19 protein-coding genes are annotated in these 22,406 nt (G+C 60.4%); 9 read left to right on the forward strand and 10 right to left on the reverse strand.

Translation table 11 applies throughout. The features are described from left to right. Positions 1-136: 136 nt before the first annotated feature. Entirely contained in the window at positions 137-610 is a 474-nt protein-coding gene (locus AUC43_RS14935) for a PAS domain-containing protein (RefSeq protein WP_068195308.1), read from the reverse strand. A gap of 62 nt (positions 611-672) precedes the next feature. After that, positions 673-975 (reverse strand): hypothetical protein, encoded by a 303-nt coding sequence (locus tag AUC43_RS14940; protein ID WP_068195330.1) that lies wholly within the window; start codon positions 973-975, stop codon positions 673-675. A gap of 205 nt (positions 976-1,180) precedes the next feature. On the opposite strand from AUC43_RS14940, the gene AUC43_RS14945 reads away from it, so the two are divergent. Next, positions 1,181-1,753, forward strand: a complete 573-nt coding sequence (locus AUC43_RS14945; RefSeq protein WP_157781101.1) for a hypothetical protein — start codon at positions 1,181-1,183, stop codon at positions 1,751-1,753. A 125-nt stretch (positions 1,754-1,878) separates the two neighbouring features. Here the strand turns inward: AUC43_RS14945 and AUC43_RS14950 are convergent, their stop codons facing one another. Beyond that, positions 1,879-4,068 (reverse strand): glutamine synthetase III family protein, encoded by a 2,190-nt coding sequence (locus tag AUC43_RS14950; protein ID WP_068195337.1) that lies wholly within the window; start codon positions 4,066-4,068, stop codon positions 1,879-1,881. A gap of 248 nt (positions 4,069-4,316) precedes the next feature. Here AUC43_RS14950 and AUC43_RS14955 point away from each other — a divergent pair, with 248 nt between their 5' ends. Continuing rightward, a complete protein-coding gene (locus AUC43_RS14955; RefSeq protein WP_068195340.1) occupies positions 4,317-6,179 on the forward strand; it encodes an LTA synthase family protein in 1,863 nt (620 codons plus the stop codon). A 114-nt stretch (positions 6,180-6,293) separates the two neighbouring features. Further along, entirely contained in the window at positions 6,294-7,628 is a 1,335-nt protein-coding gene (mtaB, locus tag AUC43_RS14960) for a tRNA (N(6)-L-threonylcarbamoyladenosine(37)-C(2))-methylthiotransferase MtaB (protein WP_068195343.1), read from the forward strand. Here the strand turns inward: mtaB and AUC43_RS21780 are convergent. Next, positions 7,625-8,131: a hypothetical protein gene (locus AUC43_RS21780; protein ID WP_157781102.1), complete on the reverse strand. Its 507-nt coding sequence runs from the start codon at positions 8,129-8,131 to the stop codon at positions 7,625-7,627. The genes mtaB and AUC43_RS21780 overlap by 4 nt on opposite strands. Before the next feature lie 449 nt (positions 8,132-8,580). Further along, positions 8,581-9,819 (reverse strand): ABC transporter permease, encoded by a 1,239-nt coding sequence (locus tag AUC43_RS14965; protein ID WP_068195346.1) that lies wholly within the window; start codon positions 9,817-9,819, stop codon positions 8,581-8,583. 192 nt (positions 9,820-10,011) lie between these two features. Between AUC43_RS14965 and AUC43_RS14970 the strand changes: the two genes are divergently transcribed. The 3 genes from AUC43_RS14970 to AUC43_RS14980 all read left to right on the forward strand — a co-directional run bounded on the left by AUC43_RS14970 (position 10,012) and on the right by AUC43_RS14980 (position 14,373). Beyond that, positions 10,012-11,313: an asparagine synthetase B gene (locus AUC43_RS14970; RefSeq protein ID WP_417999858.1), complete on the forward strand. Its 1,302-nt coding sequence runs from the start codon at positions 10,012-10,014 to the stop codon at positions 11,311-11,313. A gap of 347 nt (positions 11,314-11,660) precedes the next feature. Beyond that, positions 11,661-12,329, forward strand: a complete 669-nt coding sequence (locus AUC43_RS14975) for a phosphatase PAP2 family protein (protein WP_068195352.1) — start codon at positions 11,661-11,663, stop codon at positions 12,327-12,329. A gap of 193 nt (positions 12,330-12,522) precedes the next feature. After that, positions 12,523-14,373, forward strand: a complete 1,851-nt coding sequence (locus AUC43_RS14980; protein ID WP_068195355.1) for a glycoside hydrolase family 2 protein — start codon at positions 12,523-12,525, stop codon at positions 14,371-14,373. 20 nt (positions 14,374-14,393) lie between these two features. On the opposite strand, the gene AUC43_RS14985 is transcribed toward AUC43_RS14980, so the two are convergent. Continuing rightward, positions 14,394-14,657, reverse strand: a complete 264-nt coding sequence (locus AUC43_RS14985) for a hypothetical protein (RefSeq protein WP_157781103.1) — start codon at positions 14,655-14,657, stop codon at positions 14,394-14,396. 234 nt (positions 14,658-14,891) lie between these two features. Between AUC43_RS14985 and AUC43_RS14990 the strand changes: the two genes are divergently transcribed. Next, entirely contained in the window at positions 14,892-15,995 is a 1,104-nt protein-coding gene (locus AUC43_RS14990) for an Mrp/NBP35 family ATP-binding protein (protein ID WP_068198711.1), read from the forward strand. A 46-nt stretch (positions 15,996-16,041) separates the two neighbouring features. Beyond that, positions 16,042-16,257, forward strand: coding sequence for a NifU family protein (locus AUC43_RS14995; RefSeq protein ID WP_068195361.1), 216 nt, complete (start codon positions 16,042-16,044; stop codon positions 16,255-16,257). 14 nt (positions 16,258-16,271) lie between these two features. Here AUC43_RS14995 and AUC43_RS15000 read toward each other — a convergent pair whose 3' ends face one another. Further along, positions 16,272-17,630, reverse strand: a complete 1,359-nt coding sequence (locus tag AUC43_RS15000) for an MATE family efflux transporter (RefSeq protein WP_068195363.1) — start codon at positions 17,628-17,630, stop codon at positions 16,272-16,274. Continuing rightward, complete coding sequence (locus tag AUC43_RS15005; protein ID WP_068195365.1) at positions 17,627-18,232, reverse strand: SET domain-containing protein; 606 nt, start codon at positions 18,230-18,232, stop codon at positions 17,627-17,629. Before AUC43_RS15005 ends, AUC43_RS15000 begins: the two co-directional genes overlap by 4 nt. A gap of 115 nt (positions 18,233-18,347) precedes the next feature. Here AUC43_RS15005 and fahA point away from each other — a divergent pair, with 115 nt between their 5' ends. Then, positions 18,348-19,634, forward strand: a complete 1,287-nt coding sequence (gene fahA / locus AUC43_RS15010) for a fumarylacetoacetase (protein WP_068198714.1) — start codon at positions 18,348-18,350, stop codon at positions 19,632-19,634. Between the two features lie 115 nt (positions 19,635-19,749). Here the strand turns inward: fahA and AUC43_RS15015 are convergent, their stop codons facing one another. Together AUC43_RS15015 and AUC43_RS15020 are read right to left on the reverse strand one after the other, a co-directional pair. Next, positions 19,750-20,346 carry a MiaE family protein gene (locus AUC43_RS15015; RefSeq protein WP_068195368.1) on the reverse strand — a complete coding sequence of 199 codons (597 nt, stop codon included), beginning with the start codon at positions 20,344-20,346 and terminating at the stop codon, positions 19,750-19,752. 10 nt (positions 20,347-20,356) lie between these two features. Next, positions 20,357-22,363 carry a putative porin gene (locus tag AUC43_RS15020; protein WP_068195371.1) on the reverse strand — a complete coding sequence of 669 codons (2,007 nt, stop codon included), beginning with the start codon at positions 22,361-22,363 and terminating at the stop codon, positions 20,357-20,359. Positions 22,364-22,406: the final 43 nt, after the last annotated feature.

The following is a 22,406-nucleotide window of genomic DNA, read 5'->3' on the forward strand; positions in this document are numbered from 1 at the left end:
AATAGCACTGACGCGTGGACTTGAAATGGATACTAACGAAAAACGGCTCCGAAGAGCCGCTATACTGTAAACCATAAATTGAGCTAACTATTTAGCGCTGGCTAAGCTGCTGCTTCAGTGCCTGCATTTCGCGCTCTTAATCCAGCGTTCGGAAAGTAATTTTTGCTTCTAAGTCCGAATACGCGGCTTCCAGCTGTTCGCGCATCTGGCGCTGCTCCTGGATGTCGGTACAGGTGCCAAACCAGGCTATAATCTGCCCATCGGCGCCGCGCCGGGGAAGGGCCTGTCCGAGAAACCAGCGGTAGGACCCGTCTTTCGCTTTAAAGCGGTATTCAATGTTGTAGTCTTCGCCGGTGGCCAGCGAGTGGCCCCACACCTGCCGGGCACGGGCCTGGTCATCGGGGTGCAGCAGGTTGTTCCACACGTCCGGTCCCACGCTACCGGCGAGGTCATAGCCGGTGAAATCAATCCAGCGATGATTGAAGTAGATGTGGAAGCCGTTGGCGTCGGTAATCCAAACCAGCGGCGGAATTACATCGGCCAAAAACGCAAACTGCTCGTGCCCTACCAAACCGTTTTTGGCGGCCGCGGAGATTGCAAAAGCGGGCAATGGGTTATCAGAAGAAGAATTACTCACAAATTAAGGCAGGATAAAAAGTCCGAAACAAAAGGTTAATCGAGGTCGAGCTGCATTTCCATCCTTGACGCAAAATACAGGTTGAGCTGGCTGCGCAGGCCGTCGTCCGAGCGCCGCAGGCGCGTCACCAAGGCGCGGGTGGCCTCATTGGGCAGCTCAAAGCTGAGGTAGGGCCGGTTTAGAATTTCGTCGCGCATCACGGTCCAGTTGCCGGTGTGGCTGGGGCCGGGAGCCGGCGACTGCGCCTCCAGCTGGCCGGGCGTGAGCACCAGGCGCGTGGCTTGCGCCTCCAGCTGCCCGGGTCGTTGCGGTTCAGCACGCGGTTGGCTACTTGCCATGCACCACTGAAATAATCGTCGGGCAGCTGTTGTAAATTTATATCAATTAGCAAATCAGACATACAATGAAAAAGGCAACAGGCCAATCTGCACCCGCTGAGCGCCAGATGCAGGCCTTGGGCTAACTGTAGCGCTTAACCCTTATGCCGACTGGCTCGTTTCTACTCCAACTTACTTATTGAAGCAAATTATTGGCTTCCATTGCATGAAGAAAACCCGCTTTTTCCCGGCCCTGCTTGGGGCCGCCCGCGTCACGGGCCTGGCTGCCTGGCAAACCGGCCGCCTGTTCCGGCAGCTCGCCGCCCGCGCCCTCGATAGCGTGCAGGATGTGCTGCGCGCCGAAGTGGAGAAAGGCAACCTCAAGCTGGTGGCCGACTTTCTGGCTGATAAAGCGCTGCCCGCCACCCGGGCCCTGCTCGTGGAGCAAATGACGGTGCGCCTGCTCATGCGCTTGGGCCTGCGCGGCGCGCTGGCCTCTAACGTGGTGGGTTGGGTGTTGCCCTTCGTTATCGAACGCTTGATTGTAGCGGGCAACAAAAGCGGCTTGTTCGACAAGCTCAAAGCCAATGCCACCGTGAGCGAATCGCTCGCCAAGCTGGACGAGCTGCGCCGGGCCACCTGGAAAATACTGGTACCCGACCCTGGCACCAGCGCCGAAGTAGTGGATGAGGACGAAGACCTCCCGACGCCGCGGCTTCCGCTATTGCTGGCAGCGCCCGCAGCCAAGCCTAAACACCCCAAGGCCCCAGTTGCCCCAAAAACGGCCAAAAGCAAGTGATTTCGGCAATTCCGCAAACGTTTGCAGGCGCTTGCCAAAAAAAGGCACCTCACTGAGGCACCTCTTTCCCAACCGGGGCGCGGCGAGAATTCCCACCCAACACCGGACCCGATTCCGCCCCCTGATTACCGGCTGAACAACAGTTCGCGATACTTCACCAGGGGCCAGTCCTCGTCGGCCACCATCTGCTCCAGTTTGTCAACGGCGCGGCGGATGGGGTCGAATTTCGGTTTTACATCGTCGCAGTAGGCCACGGCCAAAGCCCGGGCGTCTCCGATTTTGTTTGCTTGCTTACGTGCCTCCGTCATGGCGTCGGCATTGGTTTTAATAGTCGTTACGTAGTTGGAAATCGACTTAATCATTTCCAAAGTTACTTGGCTGTGGGTATCATCGAGGCCCAGGTCGCGCAGGCCGCACACATTATTCACGAGCTTGGTCTGGTAAGCCAGCGCCGTCGGGATTATGTGGTTGATTGCCAGGTCGCCCAGAACACGGCTTTCAATCTGAATTTTTTTCTGGTACTCCTCCAGCAAGATTTCGTGGCGGGCATGCAGCTCAACTTGCGAGAAGATGCCGTGGCGGGCAAAAAGTTCCTCCGCGTCTTCGCGCACCAGCGCATCAAGCGCCTGGGGCGTGGTGGCGATGTTGTTCAGGCCACGGCGGGCCGCTTCTTCCTTCCACTCGTCGGAGTAGCCGTTGCCCTCAAAGCGGATGGCCTTGGAGCTGATAACGTACTCGCGCAGCACTTCCACAATGGCCACTTCCTTCTTTTTGCCTTGGTCAATCAGCGCGTCAACCGACTCTTTGAAGTCGATGAGCTGGTCGGCTACGATGGTATTGAGCACCGTCATGGCCGAGGAACAGTTGGCCGACGAGCCCACGGCGCGCAGCTCAAACTTGTTGCCGGTGAAGGCAAACGGCGACGTGCGGTTGCGGTCGGTGTTGTCGAGCAGGATGGCCGGAATCTTATCGATGCCGAGCTTCAGGTAAATGTTATCGCCTTTGTCGAGCGGCAGCTTGGCCGTGCGCTCCAGCTCATCAAGCACCGAATCCAGCATCGAGCCGAGGAACACCGACATGATGGCCGGAGGAGCCTCGTTGGCGCCCAGGCGGTGGTCGTTGCTGGCCGAGGCAATGCTGGCGCGCAGCAGGTCGGCGTGGCGGTGCACGGCCTGAATGGTGGTGATGAGGAAGGCCAAGAACTGCAGGTTCTCCTTGGGGCGGCGGCCCGGGGCAAGCAGGTTCACCCCGGTGTCGGTGCTCATTGCCCAGTTGTTGTGCTTGCCGCTGCCGTTTACGCCAGCGTACGGCTTCTCGTGCAGCAATACTTTGAAGTTGTGGCGCTCGGCCACGCGGTCCATCACGTCCATCAACAGCTGGTTGTGGTCGATGGCCAGGTTGGCGTCCTCAAACGTGGGGGCGCACTCAAACTGGTTGGGGGCCACCTCGTTGTGGCGCGTGCGCAGCGGAATACCGAGCAGGTTGGCTTCTTCCTCGAACTCGAGCATGAAGCCGTGCACCCGGGCCGGAATGGAGCCGAAGTAGTGGTCGTCGAGCTGCTGGCCCTTGGCCGGCGCGTGGCCAAACAAGGTGCGGCCGGTCATCACGAGGTCGGGGCGGGCGTCGTACAGCGCCTTGTCCACCAGGAAGTACTCCTGCTCGATGCCCAGCGTGGTGTTCACGCGGCTCACGTCCTTGTCAAAGTAGTGGCACACTTCCAGAGCAGCCTTTTCCAGCACGGCCAGCGACTTCAGCAGCGGGGCTTTGTAGTCGAGCGCTTCGCCGGTGTAGGCAACAAAAATCGTGGGGATGCAGAGCGTCTTGGCGCCTACCGTCTCGATGATGAAAGCGGGCGACGTGGGGTCCCAGGCAGTGTAGCCGCGGGCCTCAAACGTGTTGCGGATGCCGCCGTTGGGGAACGACGAGGCATCAGGCTCCTGCTGCACCAGCGCCGAGCCTTTGAAGTTTTCGATTGGCCGACCGTCGGAGTTGAGGTCGAAGAACGAGTCGTGCTTTTCGGCGGTGGAGCCGGTCAGCGGCTGAAACCAGTGGGTGTAGTGCGTGGCGCCCTTGGCCATGGCCCAGGTTTTCATGGCCGAAGCCACGGCATCGGCCACGTTGCGTTCCACGGTAGCGCCTTGCTTGATGGCGCCTTGCAGCTTCTTGAAATAATCGCCGGGCATGGTAGCCCGCATGGCTTCCAGGTTAAACACGTTTTGCCCAAAGCTGTCGGAGCGGCGCGCGGCGGCGGGAACTACCGTAATAGGACGGCGCTGGTTAACGAGTTCTAAAGCTTTAAAACGTAGGATGGCCATGTGTAGAAGAAACCGATTTAAACGAGATGGGACTTGTGCACTTGTAATTATGGAGGCAAAGATAAATCACGAATCAATTTATCCTCACCACTACCTCAAAAATAATAGGCTTTTTCAGAAAACTCTTTCTTTTCTCCGCTTACCCCCTTGTAATTATAGCCCAATTTTTAAACTGCTTTTAAAACAGCATATAGACGAGTTAGGCCGGCATTTTTTCAGCCCGCTGGGAAGACCTGTATCTTTACGGCGTGAAAAACCGCTTTGCGTTTCAGCCACGCTACTTTCTATTCTGGCTTCTATTCTTTGGCCTGGCCCGGGCCGTTTTTTTGGCCTATCACCACAGCGGCGCCGCAAAACTGCCTTTTAGCACCCTGTTAGGCACTTTTGGCTACGGCCTGCGGCTCGATGCCTCGGCAGCGGCCTACGTATGCCTGCTGCCGTTTCTGCTCTTTGTGGTTAGCAGCCTGCTGCCGCGGCTGCCGTTCCGGGGGCTGGTAGCGGGTTATTCGGTTGCCATTGGCTCCCTGTTGACGGTTTTAATAACGGCCGACTTAGAACTCTACCGCACCTGGGGCTTTCGGCTCGACGATACGCCGCTGCAGTACCTGAACTCCCCTACCGAAATGGCGGCATCGGCGGGCAGTGCGCCGCTGTTGCTCCTGGTGGGGCTGCTGGCCCTGCTGCTGCTGAGCGGCTGGGGCCTCTATAAGGTAGTGGTGGGCCGGCCCTCGCCCCTGCCGGCTTGGTTTGGGCGCGGGCGGGCGGCATTGGCAGGGCTGCTCTACGCAGCGCTGCTGGTGGTACCCCTGCGCGGCGGCACCCAGCAGATTCCGGTAAACCAGAGCGACGTCTATTTTTCCCGCATCGCCTTTGCCAACCACGCCGCCATCAATTCGCCGTGGAACTTGATGAGTGCGCTCATTTTGCGGGCTGAGGAGGATAAGCCCAGGGCATTTATGCCCGATAGCACGGCCCGCCGCCTAGTAGCCGGCCTCTACCCGCGGGCCGTGGGTGCCCCGGTATTGCCTGAGGCCACGGCGCCTTACCTGGCCGAGCCGCGCCCAAACGTATTGTTTATCATCCTGGAGAGCTTTACGGCCAAGCTGGTGGGCAGCGTGGGCGGGGAGGCCGGCGTCACGCCGACGTTGGACAGCCTGGCCCGCACGGGCATCGTGTTTACGAATATCTACGCAGCTGGCGACCGCAGCCAAAAAGGCCTGGTGTCGCTGCTGTCGGGCTACCCCAACCAGCCCACGACCAGCATTATCAAGTTTCCGCGCAAAACCGAGCACCTGCCGCACCTGGCCCGTTCGCTGGCGCAGGTGGGCTACCACTCGCACTATTACTACGGCGGCGAGTTGGCGTTTGCCAACATGAAAAGCTACCTGCAGACGGCCGGCTATGAGCACCTCACCGAGCGGGGAGATTTTAGCATGGCCGAGCAAAACTCGAAGTGGGGCGCCCACGACGGCGTGCTTTTCCACCGCCTGCTGGGCGACTTACAGCAGCAGTCACAGCCTTTTTTCGTCACGGCGTTCACTCTGAGTAGTCACGAGCCTTTCGAGGTGCCCATCAGCCCCAAGTTTCGCGGCACGACCGAGGAGGACCTGTTCCGCAACTCCGTTTATTACACCGACTCCGAGCTGGGCAAATTTCTGAAGAAAGCCCAAAAGCAGCCTTGGTACGCGCACACGCTACTGGTGCTGGTAGCGGACCACGGCCATCAGCTCCCCGGCCACTCCTCCAACCAAAGCCCCGAAAAGTTTCACATCCCGCTGGTATTGGCGGGTGGCGCGTTGCGGCCCGATGCCCGCGGGAAGGTGATTAGCACCATTGGCTCGCAGACCGATGTGGCGGCCACGTTGCTGCGACAGCTCAACCTGCCAGCTACCGCTTATGTATGGAGCCGCGACCTGCTGGCCCCCAACCCCATCCCATTTGCGTACTACTGCTTCAATAATGGGTTTGGGGCCGTGTCTCCGGCCGGGGCCGTCACGTTTGATAACGTGAGCCGAAAAGTATGGGACCGCGACGTGCACGTACCCGAAGACCAGGTTAAGTTGGGCAAGGCCATGCAACAGGTTTCCCTCGAGGATTTCGCCCGTAAATAGTCAGGCTCCTGGTCCGGGTGCTGGTTGAGCTGAAAGCGAGGCTTTTGGTAGCTCAACGGGCAGTGGCCACCAGGGCTGGCAGGTTGCTAGGCCCGGCCGTACCTTTGCGGCGCTATGCCTACCCCCCAATCCGTTGCTTTTTATACCCTCGGCTGCAAGCTGAACTTTTCCGAAACGTCGGCCATTGGCCGGCAGTTTGAGGAAAAAGGCTTTCAGAAACTCCCCTTTGAAGCCGGCGCCGACCTCTACGTTATCAATACCTGCTCTGTCACGGACCATGCGGACCGGAAGTGCCGCAAAGTGGTGCAGCAGGCCCTGAAGCATAATCCTGACGCCTTTGTGGCTATTGTGGGGTGCTACGCTCAGCTCAAGCCTCAGGAAATTTCGCAAATTCCCGGCGTGAGCGCCGTGCTTGGGGCGGCCGAAAAATTCCAGCTGGTGGATATACTAGCTGATTTTAAGAAGCCTGAAGTAGGACAGCCCGGCCAAGTTCATGCCTCGCCCATTTCCGAAGCCACGGAATTTCACGCGGCGCACTCGTTTGGCGACCGCACCCGCACCTTCCTGAAAGTGCAGGACGGCTGCGATTATTCCTGCTCCTTCTGCACCATTCCGCTGGCGCGTGGCGGCAGCCGCTCGGGCAGTGTAACCAGCGTGGTGGAGCGGGTAGAAAAGCTGGCCGAAACCGGGGTGAAGGAAATTGTGCTCACGGGCGTTAACCTCGGCGACTTTGGCCTGCAGGGCCCGGAGCGTGAGCGCCGCGAAGATTTTACGCGGCTGGTGAAGGCGCTGGATGAGGTGAGCGGCATTCGCCGTTTCCGCATCAGCAGCTGCGAACCCAACTTGCTGACCGACGAAATTCTCGACACCGTCGCGGCTTCCGAGCGCTTCATGCCGCACTTTCACATTCCGCTGCAAAGCGGTTCGGATAAGATATTGGGCCTGATGCGCCGCCGCTATCGGCGCGCGCTTTACGCCAGCCGGGTGGCGCGCATCAAGGAGCTGATGCCTCATGCTTGCATCGGCGTCGACGTAATTGTGGGCTTTCCGGGCGAAACCGACGCGGATTTTCTCGACACCTACAATTTCCTGAACGAGCTGCCCATCAGCTATCTGCACGTTTTCCCTTATTCGGAGCGGCCCGATACGCTGGCCCCCACCTTGCCCGGCCGGGTGCAGGACAGGGTGCGCCACGAGCGCACCACCCAGCTCCGCAGCTTATCTGAAAAGAAAAAGCGCTACTTCTACGAGCAGCACCTGGGGCTGGAAACCGCCGTGCTGTTTGAGGATGACGTAACCGATGGCCGCATGGAAGGCTTCACACCCAACTATATCCGGGTGGCGGTGAAGTATGACCCGCTGTTGGTGGGAGAAATGAAGACCTTGCGCCTTTCTGGTGTGAATGTGCTGGGCCTCATGGAAGCAGAAGAAGTCGGTATCCTAGCTTAAACCATGGCCTGCCGGGCCATGGCCAGCATTTCGCGCAGCATTTGCTGCTGCTCCAGCAGGTGCTGGTTCCGCATTTCGGCCATGGCCAGCTGGTGCTGCAGGTGCTGGGCGTGCAAAGCCGCGGTTATATACTGCTCGGGGGCCGCGCTAACTGGCGCCGGCGCAACAGCAACAGTGGGTTGTTCCACGATGGGCGCAACCGTAACGGGGGCAGCCGTGGCAATTTGCGGTTGAGGAACTGGAGCACCCTGAGGCACGGGGGCGGCAGCTAGTACGGGCACCACCGGCGGTTGTATAGCGACGGGCGCAACTGGAGTTTCGGGAGTAGCAGTGGTGGGTTCCACTGGTATCTCGGCAGGCGTTGGAGCTGTGGTGCGAACGGGCTGGGTGGCTGCTGCAGCCAGGGCCAAAGTGGCAGCAATTTCGGCGGGCTGGAGGCGCGAGCCTGCAATGCTGGGGCTTGGCCGGCGATGCGGCGGCACCTCGATTTCGGACAAATCCAACGGCTCAAGCGGCAGTTCAGGCGCGGGAGCTGCTGGGACCGTGGTTGTCTTCAGGCCAGGCCCGCTGCTTACCAACATGGGCCCGCGGCCGAGCAGCAACCAGTCTCTTGATACATTTGGGTATACTTCAAAAACTTTGCACAGCAGGTCATAACCAGGTTTATTACGACCATCGATGAGGTGCTGCACCACGCTTGCCGTCTTGCCCAACGATATGGCAAAGGAGTTTTTTGTCAGCCCAAACTGCTGAATGAGTTGAGCAAAACGCTGATCAATGGGGACGGCAATGGGAGCAACCATAGTATTTGCACAAATGAGTAGTTGCACAAATGTATAGCAGCAGACTTATTTACCGTGCCGTGCCTAGCGTAAAAAAGAAAAAGCCACTCGACTCCAAGTCAAGCGGCCTTTTCGAATAAGTACAAAGCGGATGCCCAGCTTCTCCCGCGCTACTCGTAGCGCAGCGAATCGATGGGGTCCAGCGCGGCGGCTTTACTGGCGGGATAGTAACCCGACGCCAGCCCCACTCCTACGCAAATCACCAGCCCAATCATCATCCACATCCAGGGAATCAAAAACGAGCCCGAGCCCACGAACTTGGCAACGCCGTTGCCGCCGAGCACGCCGAGGAGGATGCCAAACGAGCCGCCGAGCAGGCAGATTACAATGGCCTCAATCAGAAACTGCTGGCGAATCTGAACCGCCGTAGCGCCCAGGGCCTTGCGAATGCCAATTTCGCGGGTGCGCTCCGTCACCGAAACCAGCATGATGTTCATGAGGGCAATGCTGGCCCCGAGCAGCGTGATAAACGCCATGATGCTGCCCCCGGCCCGCACCTTGCCCGAAATAGCTTCGAGGTCCGACGCCAATGACTCGCTGCTTTCAACCACGAAGCTGTCTTCCTGGCCCAACTTATCGTGGCGCACGGCACGCATCACGCCGGTGGCCTGGCCGATGAGAAAGTTGAGCGTGCCCTGCTGGTCGGTTGCGGTTTTAATGTCGTAGGTCAGGGCGCGCTGGCGGGGCAGCTGGTTACCGGTTTCGAGGGGCACCAGAGCCAGGCGGTCGGCTCCGCCACCGCCCATGCTGCTGCCGCTTTTCTCAAGCAGCCCCACAATGAGAAAGCGGCGGCCCAGTGCCGACACGTACTTGCCCACCGGGGTTTGCTTGGGAAATAGCTTGGACCGGATTTCCTGGCCCACAATCAGCACGTTGGCCCCGCTGTTCAGCTCCGATTGCGAGAAGATGCGGCCCTCGGCCAAATTGTAGCCCTGAATTTTCAGGTAGTTTTCGTCGCCGGCCACCACCTGCATGTTGGGGTTGGTCTTGGTGCCGTTGGCCTTCATCTCCACGGCCCCGGCAATGAAGGCCGAAACGCCCACCTGGGCATCGTCGCCCATGGCCGACTTGTATTGCTTGGCTTCCAGAAAGCTCACGGGCTGGTACTGCTTGGCTTGCACGCCGCCGCGCCGGCCCCGGTTGCTGTAGCCCTTGGCGTGGATTTCAAAGGAGTTAGCCCCCAAGCTGGCGAAGGTTTCCGACAATGAGTTTTTCATCGCGTCGATGCCGGTGAGAATGCCCACCAGCGCAAACAGCCCAATGCTCAGAATAAGCGCGGTGAGTATCGTGCGTAGCAAATTGGCACGAATGGAGCGGAAGGCTTCGCGAACGTTTTCAAAAGGATTCATGGGCTGGATTGCTGATCGAAGGACAGCAAAGCTAACTTTAATGTGGAGGCAGTTTGGGTTGAAACTCAGCCCAACCAAAGCTGTTAATTCTGACGGCGCAGCCGGGGTTTCAACTCACAGCGGGAGCTGCTGCCCAAAGTTCGGCGACCGGCGCTTAACTTGAACCACCGGCGCCGCAACCTCGTTGATTCGATGCGTCTCTTTCTCCTAAAAACTATGCTGTTCAAGCGTCTTCTGCTCTTTCTGCTCTTGGCCGTGGCCGGCGTGGCTGCCCCCTTGGCGGCGCGTGCCAACCACGTGTTCATTCCGATGGACAACACACAAAAGGAGTGCCTCAAAGCGTACGGCGTGGCCTTCTGGCTGCTCCAGCGCGAGGTACCCGTCGATTGGCTGCTCAACTACCGCGGCGGCTCGTTCGCCTTCGAAACCTCCAGTGCCGCCGAAAACGAGCTGGCCGTGCGTGGCGTTACGTTCCAGGTTATCAGCGAAGCCCAGTACACCGGCATCCTGCAGGAAATCGCCGACCCCAACGCCAACATGGACGTGATGAAGCTGGAGAAGGTGCCCAAAATCGCGGTTTATACTCCCAAGGGCAAGCAGCCCTGGGACGACGCCGTGACCATGGTGCTCACCTACGCCGAAATCCCCTACACCCAGATTTACGACGACGAAGTGCTGGCCGGCCAGCTGCCTAAGTACGACTGGCTCCACTTGCACCACGAGGACTTCACCGGCGAATACGGTAAGTTCTACGCCTCCTACCGCAACTACCCCTGGTACCAGCAGCAGCAGCGCGACGCCGAAGCCACCGCCAAGCGCAACGGCTTTGCCAAAGTGAGCGTGATGAAGGGCACGGTGGCCACCAAGATGCAGGAGTTCATTGCGGGTGGCGGCTTTTTGTTTGCCATGTGCTCGGCCACCGACAGCTACGACATTGCCCTGGCGGGCCTGGGCATTGACATGGTGGAAAGCATGTACGACGGCGACCCTGCCGACCCCAACGCGCAATCCAAGCTTAATTTCAACCGCTGCCTGGCCTTCCAGAACTTCCAGCTGGTACGCAACCCTTTCGAGTACGAATACTCCAACATCGACATGCAGCCCGGCGAGCGGGGCCTGGGCGAGCAGAATGACTACTTCTCGCTCTTCACCTTCTCGGCCAAGTACGACCCGGTGCCCACCATGCTCTGCCAGAACCACGAAAAGACCATCCACGGCTTTATGGGCCAAACCACGGCCTTCCGCAAAAGCCTCATCAAGTCGGATGTGGTGATAATGGGCGAAACCAAGCAAACCGGCGAGGCGCGCTACCTCCACGGCACCCTTGGCAAGGGCACCTGGACCTTTTATGGCGGCCACGACCCGGAAGACTACCAGCACCTCGTGGGCGAAGAACCCACCGATTTGTCGCTGCACCCCAACTCCCCCGGCTACCGGCTGATATTGAACAACATCCTATTTCCGGCGGCCAAGAAAAAGAAGCAGAAAACCTAAGCCCCAGCGGCACCGCGCTTCACTGGCCTCTTGCCGCTGCTTAGCTCAACCCGAATAATTCAGCTCAATTTCCAAAAAAGGCCCGCTTGCAGTCAAGCGGGCCTTTTTTGGAAATTGAGCTGATTTTTTGGTGCCAACGGGCAGGGGAAAATGGTTGGGTTGCGCGGGTAAATGCATAACTTTCAGGGCCCCTAATTATTCCCTGCACCGGTTTTATGTCCTGGCGACGTTTTTTATTCTTGTTCGCCTGCTGGAATAGTTTCCAGTGTCAGGGGCAAGCTCAGGTACTGGCCCCACTTCCCGCGCCTGATTCTGTCACTACTGCACCAACGCTGCCTAAGAAACCGTTGCGGGCGGCGGCCCTGCGCATTGCCATTCCCTCGGCGCTGCTGGGGGTTGGCGTAATGGCCCACAGCCCCCGGTATAGTGCCCTGCTGTGTCAGGCCAAGCAAGAGATACAGGAAGAGACCCTTGAGGAATTCCCGGCGTTTGATGCCCACGGCCTCGACGACTACACCCGCCACGTGCCCCTGGCCGCCGCCTACGCCATGATGGCTTCCGGGCACCCCGGCGAGCGCACGGCAGTCGGCTTCACGCTCATCTACTTGCTGGCCCACGAGCTTGACAATGGCGTCGTGAGCAACCTGAAACGCATGAGCGCCGAAGCCCGGCCCAACAATGCGCAAGATTTCAGTTCCTTCCCCTCGTCGCACACCTCGCAGGCCTTTCTCACGGCCACGCTGCTGCACGAGCAGTACGGGCGCCAATACCCGTGGCTGAGCGTGAGCGGCTACGCCGTGGCGGCCGCCACCGGCACCATGCGCGTGCTCGGCAACAAGCATTGGGCCACCGACGTGCTGGCGGGCGCGGCCGTGGGCTTTCTCTCGGCTGAAACCGTTTGGCACGTTTATCCGGCCCTCACCCGGCTCCTTCCCCCGCGCCTGGCCCACAAGCTGCTGCTCGTGCCCACCTACGTGGGCGGCGGGGCCGGGCTGGCCCTGGCCATTCAGCCCTGAGGCTATTTAGGCATAGGTAATGTCCCTGCAATTGGACTGATTATCAGCTGAATTTTTGGGCCTTCGAAATCGTTGGGTGAATTGGTATTTGCGGTTGATAGCGCCATATTGCATCATTCCCGTGGTCAGGCCCGTTAGCAGTACTTTAGGCTCAGCTTTTAGTGCACGGCCGCCCTTCTTTCCACCGCCCCGCATGGAAGACCTGAATCCTTCAAACTTCTCCTTTTCAACCAGCCGCCCCGAAGAGGGCCCCATCGACGAAGTTGCCAACCCGCTGCCCCGGGCCGTGTTGCGCATGAACAACCACATGCTGCTCGACGGCCAGTGGCGCTTCGCCCTCGACGATGACGACGAGGGCCTGCGCGAGGGCTGGGCCTCGGGCCACACGTACCGCGAAACCGCCCAATGGCCGGGCTCGGTGGAAGAGCACCTGGCCATGGCCCGCGGCCACCAGGGCGCCGCGGCCTGGAAAGACCAGATAGTGGTGTGGTACGAGCGGGAATTCAACCTCCCCGAAGTAGCCGAGCCCCAGACCCGGTCGATGCTCCAGCTCACCTTTGGGGCCTGCGGCTACGAAACCCGCGTGTGGCTCAACGGCCAGCCCCTGAAGACCATCGAGGGCGAAGAAGTGCACTACGGGGAATACACCTCGTTTACGTACGAGCTGGACGAGAGCAACCTGCACTTGGTGAACCGTCTCACGGTGCGCATTGCCGACAACATGGACGCCGAAACGCCTCGGGGCAAGCAGGAGTCCTACGTGTACAAGCGCGGCGGCATCTGGTACCAGACCTACACCGGCGCCGTGCGCAGCGTGTGGCTGGAAGTGGTGGAGCGCAACCGGCTGCGCTCCCGCGTGGGCGTGGTAAGCGTGGTGGAAGACCACCTCGTGCGCTTCAACCTGACGCTGCGCATCCACGACCCGGGCGACTACACCATTCGCCTGCAGGTTTTTGACCCCGTGACCCCGAACCGGAAAGAGCCCCTAGCGGCTTCCGATTTTCCGCTGCACCTCGAGGCCGGGCAGTGGCAGCAGCGCGTGGTGCTGGAAGTGCCCAGCGCCGAGCTGTGGTCACCGGAAGCCCCGCACCGCTACCGGCTCGTAGCCCAACTTATTGATAGCGAAGGCTACCCGGCCCAAATCGAGACGCTGTTCGGCCTGCGCAAGATTGAGGCGCGGGGCCGCTACGTGTACCTCAACAACCAACCCATCTACCTCGACGGCATCCTGTACCAGCCTGGTCAGGCCACCTACGAGGAAATGCAGCGCCACATGCACGCCATGAAGGCCCTGGGCTGCAACCTGGTGCGGGTGCACATTGCCGGCATCGACCCGCGCATCTACAACCTGGCCGATGAGCTGGGCCTGCTGCTGTGGGTGGAAGTGCCCAGCCCGCACAGCTCGACGCCGCGCAGCCGCGAAAACCACCGCGCCGAGCTGCTCCGCCTCGTTACGCTCAGCGAAACGCACCCGTCAATCATCATCTGGAGCCTTTATAATGAGGACTGGGGCGCCCAGGACATTGCCACCAACGCCGAAACCCGCAAGTACATCATCGACACTTACCACTTCATGCAAATTGCCTACCCGCAGTTTCTGGTGGTGGACAACGACGGCTGGCACCACATTTCCTACACCGGCCGCCTAAAGTCGGATCTACTCACGGCCCACCTCTACACCCCGGACCTGGCTCGCTGGCGCGAGCTGCTCGACCGCCTGGTGGGCGGCGAGATGGAAGGCACCGCCGCCTTCCCGCTGGTGGTGGGCGACCCGTTTTTCTACCGGCACCAGGTGCCGCTGGTGGTGAGCGAGTGGGGCGGCTTTGGCTTTTCCGGCTACGGTGGGCCCGAAGATGCCGAGGCCCGCACCAATACCATTCGCGCCTTTAAGCAGGAGCTACGCCGCCGGCCCATTGCCGGCGACGTGTATACCCAGGCCACAAACATCGAAGACGAGCGCAACGGACTCATTGACCCGCACACCGGGGCCCTCAGTGTGCCCGAAGGGTTGCTGGCATCGCGCCAAATGGAGTACCTGCAGTAGCCGCTACCGCGGCGGCCACATTAGTATATCAACGAGTGGCGCCGCGTGCGCGGCGCCACCAGCGTGGCCGTGACGCACCACGCCGAGCCCGACGCGGTATTGTTCGCACTCAGTTGGGTGATAACCGTGCCGGGCACGGTGCTGGTAACAGAACCTTGTTGCACCATAAGTTTTTCAAATTCCACGTGCTGGCGAGGGGCGGGAACCTTGGCTGCCACCGGCACCAGGAGTTCAAAAATGACCAGGGGCTCGGAGTCGTCGTCAGCGTCGGGAAAGCAACACATTGCTAACGTGCTGTTGCTTGGTGTTTTGTCAAGGTTTTCCATACACGAATGGTGGCGGATAAAATCAGTAGAATAAGGAGAAAATTTAAGCGACGGTAAATATGGGAGGTAAATCGGAATAATTGCTAATGAGCGTCTTACATTATAAAATAGCAATTTAACTCGGCTCGAACCTGCCCGCCGCTTCCGGGGTTATCTTTGCAGCACGCCATTTCCCGGCGCATTGCCCGCAATATGACTATAACGAAAGAAGCCGTTCTTAAAGCCTTGAGCTACGTGGAAGAGCCCGACCTGGGCCAGGACCTCGTGACGCTCAATATGATTGAGAACATTGAGATTGACGGCCTCACCGTCGCCTTCACGGTGGTGCTCACCACGCCCGCCTGCCCGCTCAAACAGCTCATCCACGATGCCTGCGAGCGCGCCATCCACACCATGGTGGACAAAGACGCCAACGTGGTGATTACCATGACCTCGCGCGTGACCACCCTGCGCAACAACCGCGGCGACCTGCTGCCCGGCGTAAAAAATATTATTGCCATTGCTTCGGGCAAGGGCGGCGTGGGCAAGAGCACTGTCACCGCCAACCTGGCCGTGGCCCTGGCCGCTACCGGCGCCAAAGTAGGCCTGGTCGATGCCGACATTTCGGGCCCCAGCATGCCCACCATGTTCGGCGTGGAAAACGAAGCACCCCACGTATTTCAGGGCCCCAACGGCAAGAACCTGATTCAGCCGATTGAGAAATACGGCGTGAAGCTGATGAGCATTGGCTTCCTGGCGCCGGCCGAAAGCGCCATTGTGTGGCGCGGCCCCATGGCGTCGTCGGCCCTGAAGCAGTTTATCACCGAAGTGGACTGGGGCGAGCTCGACTACCTGCTGCTCGACCTGCCGCCCGGCACCTCCGACATTCACCTCACGCTGGTGCAAACCGTGCCCGTGACCGGGGCTGTCATCGTCACCACGCCCCAGAAGGTGGCGCTGGCCGATGCCCAGAAAGGCTTGCAGATGTTCCGGCAGCCCCAAATCAACGTGCCCGTGCTGGGCGTGGTGGAAAACATGGCCTGGTTTACCCCGGCCGAGCTGCCTAACAACAAGTATTTTATTTTTGGTGAAAGCGGCGGCCAGCGCCTGGCCGCGCAGCACGACGTGCCGCTCCTGGGCCAGCTGCCGCTGGTGCAAAGCATCCGCGAAAACGGGGACCAGGGCCAGCCCGCCGTCCTCGACCCCGAATCGGCCGTAGGCAAGATGTTTGCCGACCTGGCCGAAGCCGTAGCCCGGCAAGTTAGTATTCGAAACAACGTGGCCCCCAAAACGGCCGTCGTGCAGATGAATCCCTAAGCCCGTGGAAACGCCAACCTCTGCCCCTGTATTCAACCATCCGCTGATGCCCCGCATTGAGGCCGCCCTGGATAGCCTGCGCCCCTACCTGGCCACCGACGGCGGCAACGTGCGCGTGGCCAACATCACCCCCGAAGGCGTGCTGCAGCTCGAATGGGAAGGCGCCTGCGGGGCCTGCCCCATGTCGCCGATGACGCGCGCCGGCCTGGAAGACACCGTGAAGAAAGCCGTGCCCGAAATCACGGCCGTGGAAGCCCGGTAAAACTTAACTACCAGCTAGTGCAGCGGCTGCCAGCGCCCGCGCCGCAGGTAGCGCCAGCCCAACACGCCCAGCAGGTTCCAGTACGCAAACTCGGTGGCCCATACGGCTGCCAGCGGCAGGCCCAGGTGCACGGTGCCCCACGCGGCCAGCAGGTAGGTGGCGGTAGCGCCGACTTCCATGCCCAGCGCGCGGTCGGAGCCGCCCACGCCCACTACGGCGTTGCTCAGCATGGTACCGGCCGAGAAGGCCAGCAGCAGCCCCGCCAGCAGCCGTAATAACGGTACGCTGGCGGCGGCCAGTGCCGGCTCGTCGCTGAACCAGCCGGCTAGTTGGGCTGGCACCGCCAGCAGCGCCAGGGCCGGCCCGAGTCCCAGCAGGGCCGCCAGCACGGTGGCCCGGCGCACGGTGGGTAGCACGGCAGCCTGCCGGCCCTGGCCCACGTAGCGGCTCACCAGCGTTTGGAGGGCAGCGGCGAGCGCCAGGGCCGGTAAGCTGGCGAACGTGTACAGGCTGCGGGCAATGTTGGACAAGGCCAGCGCCCGAATGCCCAGCTGGCCCACCAGCACAAAAAAAGCCAGCCAGCTGCTCACTTCCACTACCTGCTGCAGCACCACCGGGCCGGCAAAGCGCAACAGCCGGCGCGTGGCCCGCCGATGCCACCGCCACTTGCGTAGCCAGCCGCCCAGCCCGGCCTGCGCGGGCCAAAGCAGCCCCACCAGCAGCACCACAAAACCTACGCCTTCGGAAAGCACCGTGGCCCACGCCGCCCCCGCAATGCCCAGCCGGGGCGCGCCAAACCCGCCGCCTATCCACGCATAAGAGCCCAGAATATTTGCCACGGTGATGCCCAGCGCACTCCAGGGAATCAGGCGCGTTTGGCCCAACCCAGTATACAAGCCCACTAGCCACAGCCAGCCAAAGCTGGCCGGCACCGCCAGGGATACCACGCGCAGGTAGCGCGCCACCTGCGCGGCAGCGGCCGGCGTGGGCAGCAAGGCCGCGCTCAGCGGCGGGGCCAGCAGCCACAGCAGTACCGCCAGCCCCCCACTCAGCAGCAAGGCCAGGTGCCCGGCTGCCGCAAACTGCCGCCGGGCCGCCCCCGGGCGGCCTTGTGCCATGCGGCGGGCTACCACCACTTGCAGCGCCAGCCCAAGCCCGGCCCCCACAGTAGTGAGCAGGTAAAATAGCAGCCCGCCCATGCCAATGGCCGCCAGGGACACTTCGCCCAGCCGGCCCACAAACAGGGACTCTGTGAGATAGATAATGCTCTGGGTGAGGCTACCGAGCAGCACCGGCCCCGCCACCCGCAACAGCGTGCTGTATGACGCCCCACGGTTGGGGTTTTTGGCGGGCTGGGCATGCGGCGGTGTCATTCTTTGCGCACTTTGCTGGCGTCGTAGTAGCAGTTCAGAATGGAGTCCATAGAGGCCTGGCCGGCGGCTACGGCCAGCACCTTGGCCCGGTACTTTGAGGCCAGCATGTGCAGCAGCGGCTGCTCAACTGAGCTGAAGTTTTCAAACGCTTCGCGCAGTTGGGCATCCCATTCGGGATGAAAATTCAATAAGTCATCGGGCAGGACCCGGGTGCGGGTGCAGCCCTCCTCCGGCACGCAGTCGAAGGGTTCAGAGGGATTGAGGTAGCCGTAGTCGTCGGTCAGTTCTTCGCCGGGCAGGATGTCGCGCACGGCCACCTCGCAGTCGTAGGCCGTGCTCATGCACGAGGAGCGAAAGCTGTGGTTCACAAACCGGGCGTGGTCGCCGCAAAGCACGTAATTGCCGGTGTGGTCGCGGTAGCAGTATTTCTCCAAAAACACTTTCTGCATGGAGTCCATCCGCTCCAGCTTTTCGGGCGAGATAATCTGGTCGAGCGAATCAAACACCCAAGTGATGGTGCCTTTGGGAATAAGCTTGGTCGCAACGACGCCAAAGCCGATTTCGGGACTGATAAACCGCAATTCGGTATCGGGGTGAATCATGCTGCAAATGGTGGAAAGGGGTAGCAATGTTGAAAAAAAAGACCACCAAAAAAAGCTGAACAGCGCGGTGGGCACCCACCGCCCTACTTTTGCGCCCGTACCCCACCCTCCCCACATGGCCACCTCGCCCAATTCGCCTGCCCTGCATTCCTGGATTGACATTCCGCCCGGCAACGACTTTCCCATCCAGAACCTGCCCTTCGGGGTGTTCGAAACCGAGCAGCACGGCCCGCGCCTGGGCGTGGCCATCGGCCTTTACGTCCTCGACCTGTATGCGGCCAGCCAGTATGGTTTTTTCGAAGATTTGACGGAGCTGGGGGCGGCTCAGCCCAAGGTGTTCCGGCGCGGCTCGCTCAATGCGTTTTTGCGCCTGGGCCGCCCGGCGTGGCGGGCGGTGCGCCAGCGCGTGAGCGAGCTGCTGCGCCACGATGCCTCCCAGCTACGCGACAACGAGGAAGCCGTGCGCGAATGCCTCCGGCGCCAGAGCGAGGTGCGCATGCTGCGCCCCGTGAAGCCCCACAACTACACCGACTTCTACAGCAGCATCGAGCACGCCACCAACGTGGGCACCATGTTCCGCGACCCGGCCAATGCCCTGCTGCCCAACTGGCGCCACCTGCCCATCGGCTACCACGGCCGCACCAGCAGCATCGTGGTATCGGGCACCCCCATCAAGCGCCCCAATGGCCAGCGCAAGGCCCCCGACGAAGCTGCGCCCACCTTCGGACCCAGCCGCCAGCTCGATTTTGAGCTGGAAATGGCCTTTGTGGTAGGCACCGGCACTGAGCTTGGCACGACGGTGCCCATTGCCGAAGCCGAAGAGCACATCTTCGGGCTGTGCCTGTTCAACGACTGGAGCGCCCGCGACATCCAAAGTTGGGAATACGTACCGCTGGGGCCATTCTTGGGCAAGAATTTTGGCAGCAGCATCTCGCCGTGGGTCGTCACGCTCGATGCCCTGGAGCCCTTTCGCATCGCCGGCCCTGCGCAGCAACCCGCACCCCTGCCCTACCTGGACCAGGCCGGCGAGCACAACTTTGACATCAACCTCGAAGTGGCCCTCACGCCCGCCAACGGCCCCGAAACCATCATCAGCCGCGCCAATTTCGGCCTGATGTACTGGAGCATGGCCCAGCAGCTCACCCACCACGCTTCCAATGGCTGCAACCTCGAAGCGGGCGACTTATACGCGTCCGGCACCATCAGCGGCCCCACGCCCGACTCCCTGGGCTCGATGCTGGAGCTGGCCTGGCGCGGCACCCGACCCATTCATCTGGCCAATGGCGAGGAGCGCAAGTTCCTGCTCGACGGCGACACCGTGACCATGCGCGGCTATGCCGAAAAGGAAGGCGTGCGCATCGGCTTTGGCGAAGTGCGCGGCACCATCCTGCCCGCCGACTAGCGCGCAAAGTTTACGCGCAAAGGTCCGCGAAGTTTAAAAAGGGAAGTCCCGCAAAGTTTGACGTTCTGCCAAACTTTGCGGGACTTCCCTTTTTAAACTTCGCGGAACCTTGCGCTTAGTGGATTCGGTCGTCTCGCACCGGTAGATTGGTCACAATTTCGCCTTCTATTTTCAGTAATTCCTGCAGCCTTTCCTCTACCATTATGGGGTCGCAATATTCTTTGGCTAAGTCCACATAGCTCACAAAATGAGCGGCTTCAGACACCATTAATTCGTAGTAGAATTTACTTAATTCCTGGTCGGCAATATTTTGCCAGAGCAATTTAAATCGTTCGCAGCTGCGCGCTTCAATTAGCGCCGATACTAATAGTTGGTCCATTAATTGGCGCTCGCGGGCACCGCCTTTGCGCACGTGGGCCAGCAGCTGCACTACGTATTCATCTTTACGCGGGCGGCCCAACTGAAAGCCGCGCTTGCGCAGTTCCAACAGCACGCGCTCGAAATGGCTCCACTCCTCGGCAACCAGGTCGGTCAATTCATCTACCAGACGAGTTTTCTCCGGGTAATGGATAATCATGCTGATGCCGGTGCTGGCTGCTTTCTGCTCGCACCAGGCGTGGTCAACTAGGATATCCTCGATGTTTTTACCGGCAATATCTACCCAGCGCGGGTCGGTATTCAGTTTCAGTTTTAAAATGGTTTTTTCTTTCATCTGCAGTTAATTAATTAAAGAAATCCCATTTCACACCTAATTGAAACCGACGCGGATAACCCGTGTAGTAAGGCGTGGTGAAATAGCCATTATCAAACACGCCCTGATTGACATAAGCTGCCTTCAGGAAAACCGTAACCGTTTTAATATCAGCCGTAAAGAACACGTCTACCACCGGATAATCACGAATGGCAAAATGGTCTTGCTGGTAAAATTGCTGCGTGCTGGGGCTGTAATTAAATGCCTGGTAATTCCACTGATAATACACTTCCGCACCCACCTGGGTAAACATGGCTTTGCGGAAAATATAGCTTTCGTAAAAAATCCGGGAATTGGCCACGAGCGCGGGAATACGAATTCCCTCCACGTCGCCGCCCTTGGTGTAGGTGCCTTGGTTATCAAAGCCTACCCGGCCTACCCGCACCTGGTGCCGCGCCGAGGCAATGAATAAGTTGCGGGCCGTTTCAATCTGCGCGGCCACGCCGGCTGTGTTGTAATACACCAGGTTGGCAATGTTCACGGCGCTGGCGCTGGCTTCGAAGCGGTGCTGGGTAACGCGGCCCAGGTTGGGCAGCTTCAGCTGCAGGCGGCCGGTGAGCTGGGTGGTGTTGGTGTTTAGAAACTCGCTGTTGGTGCCGGGTAGGTGGTGCCACTCGTAGTGGTTACCCACGAACTCCTGCTGGGTAAGGGTGGGCGAATACGAGCTGCGCAGGGCCTCTGCCGAAAGCGGGCCGGTGCGAATGGACGCCCGCAGCCAGTACTCCGGGTAGTTGGAATAGGGGCTGCCCAAGGACAGGGCATGCAACTCGCCCGCCGTTTCGATGGCGTAGATGGTGCGGTAATTAAAGGCGGCGGTCCCACCCAAAAACAGCTCGTTGAAGTTGCGGGTGGGCGCGGCCTGCATCAACGGCAAGGTTGTGGCCGAAGCCGACGAATCGAGCCGCTGGGCGCTGAGGGAGGCTACCCGGTCGCGGGCATAGAGCCGGTATTCCACTACTTTGGTGCGCCCCAGCACGCCCACCGTATTCTCCACCTGCCGGTACTCGGCCCGGTCGATGGTGGCGAAGGAGTTGCGGAGCGGCTCGCCGGGGTAGAACAGCAAGCTGCCATTGTCCTGGCGTTTCAGCGCCAAGTCGGAATAGCTGTTGTACTGGCGCTTGGCATCGAAGGTGTGGTAGGCGGTGAGGCCGCGGCCGAGCAGGCGGTAGGCTTGGGTGAAATACACCTCGTCGCGGTCTTCTTTGTTGGCGGCCTGGGTCAGGTACACCCGCTGCCGGGCATAATTGAACAGGTCCTGAGGCCGCGTTTGGCCAATGAGGCTGTCCTGGCCGGTGGTGGAACGCACCGTGGAGGTGATGGGCCAGATGCCGCCCTGCTCAATGGCCCGGTGGCGCACATTGCTCAGGTTGAAAAGCAGGTGGTAGCGCTCGTCCTCGCTCTGGTACCGGCCAAAGAGCAGCAGGTTGGAATGCTCTACCAGGCCATCGCGGGTCGACCGGGAGGCCAGTATTTTGTTGGAGGCAATGCGTTCGTAGGCAATGCCCACGCTGAAGTTTTTCTTCAGGCTGCGGCTGTAGCTAATCTCAAATTCCTGCTCGCCGGCCCCCGACTGCACCACCCGGAAAAACGAATACGGCGACCGGGAATCGTAGTACGGCACCTTGGTGGCATCGCGGGCGTACTTGTCGAACACGTTGCGGCCAAAACGAGACCCCAGCTGCAAATTTGGCTGGTACAGCAAGGGCCGCGACGCCGTGCCCACGGCGCCCAAATCCTGCTGAAAGGTGGTGTCGTGAAACCAAAACCGCGCCTGCGGCCAGCGCGTGAGCGTGGTATCGAGCGGGGTGCCGGAAGTGGAGTCGCGCAGCACCTCGGCCTCGTAGATGACGCGGGTGGTTTTGGGGCCGTAGAGCACCTTGGTAGAGTCGTCGACCACCTGGGCCCGGGCGGCGGGGGCGGCCAGCAGCACCAGCAACGCCACCAGCCCGGCCAAGGGCTGCAGCCGCGGCCACGCCATTAAGAATCCTCGTTGCTGAGCCTTCAAACAAGTAAAACAAAAC

It is taken from the genome of Hymenobacter sedentarius, assembly GCF_001507645.1.
In the GTDB taxonomy this organism is placed as follows: domain Bacteria; phylum Bacteroidota; class Bacteroidia; order Cytophagales; family Hymenobacteraceae; genus Hymenobacter; species Hymenobacter sedentarius.

What these genes read in the sequence shown, in the direction of transcription:
- AUC43_RS14940 (WP_068195330.1), bottom strand. Translation starts at nt 975, where the DNA reads ATGGCAAGTAGCCAACCGCGTGCTGAACCGCAACGACCCGGGCAGCTG.
- AUC43_RS14945 (WP_157781101.1), top strand. Translation starts at nt 1,181, where the DNA reads ATGAAGAAAACCCGCTTTTTCCCGGCCCTGCTTGGGGCCGCCCGCGTC.
- AUC43_RS14950 (WP_068195337.1), bottom strand. Translation starts at nt 4,068, where the DNA reads ATGGCCATCCTACGTTTTAAAGCTTTAGAACTCGTTAACCAGCGCCGT.
- mtaB (WP_068195343.1), top strand. Translation starts at nt 6,294, where the DNA reads ATGCCTACCCCCCAATCCGTTGCTTTTTATACCCTCGGCTGCAAGCTG.
- AUC43_RS14965 (WP_068195346.1), bottom strand. Translation starts at nt 9,819, where the DNA reads ATGAATCCTTTTGAAAACGTTCGCGAAGCCTTCCGCTCCATTCGTGCC.
- AUC43_RS14970 (WP_417999858.1), top strand. Translation starts at nt 10,012, where the DNA reads ATGCGTCTCTTTCTCCTAAAAACTATGCTGTTCAAGCGTCTTCTGCTC.
- AUC43_RS14980 (WP_068195355.1), top strand. Translation starts at nt 12,523, where the DNA reads ATGGAAGACCTGAATCCTTCAAACTTCTCCTTTTCAACCAGCCGCCCC.
- AUC43_RS14985 (WP_157781103.1), bottom strand. Translation starts at nt 14,657, where the DNA reads ATGTGTTGCTTTCCCGACGCTGACGACGACTCCGAGCCCCTGGTCATT.
- AUC43_RS14990 (WP_068198711.1), top strand. Translation starts at nt 14,892, where the DNA reads ATGACTATAACGAAAGAAGCCGTTCTTAAAGCCTTGAGCTACGTGGAA.
- AUC43_RS14995 (WP_068195361.1), top strand. Translation starts at nt 16,042, where the DNA reads ATGCCCCGCATTGAGGCCGCCCTGGATAGCCTGCGCCCCTACCTGGCC.
- AUC43_RS15000 (WP_068195363.1), bottom strand. Translation starts at nt 17,630, where the DNA reads ATGACACCGCCGCATGCCCAGCCCGCCAAAAACCCCAACCGTGGGGCG.
- AUC43_RS15005 (WP_068195365.1), bottom strand. Translation starts at nt 18,232, where the DNA reads ATGATTCACCCCGATACCGAATTGCGGTTTATCAGTCCCGAAATCGGC.
- fahA (WP_068198714.1), top strand. Translation starts at nt 18,348, where the DNA reads ATGGCCACCTCGCCCAATTCGCCTGCCCTGCATTCCTGGATTGACATT.
- AUC43_RS15015 (WP_068195368.1), bottom strand. Translation starts at nt 20,346, where the DNA reads ATGAAAGAAAAAACCATTTTAAAACTGAAACTGAATACCGACCCGCGC.
- AUC43_RS15020 (WP_068195371.1), bottom strand. Translation starts at nt 22,363, where the DNA reads ATGGCGTGGCCGCGGCTGCAGCCCTTGGCCGGGCTGGTGGCGTTGCTG.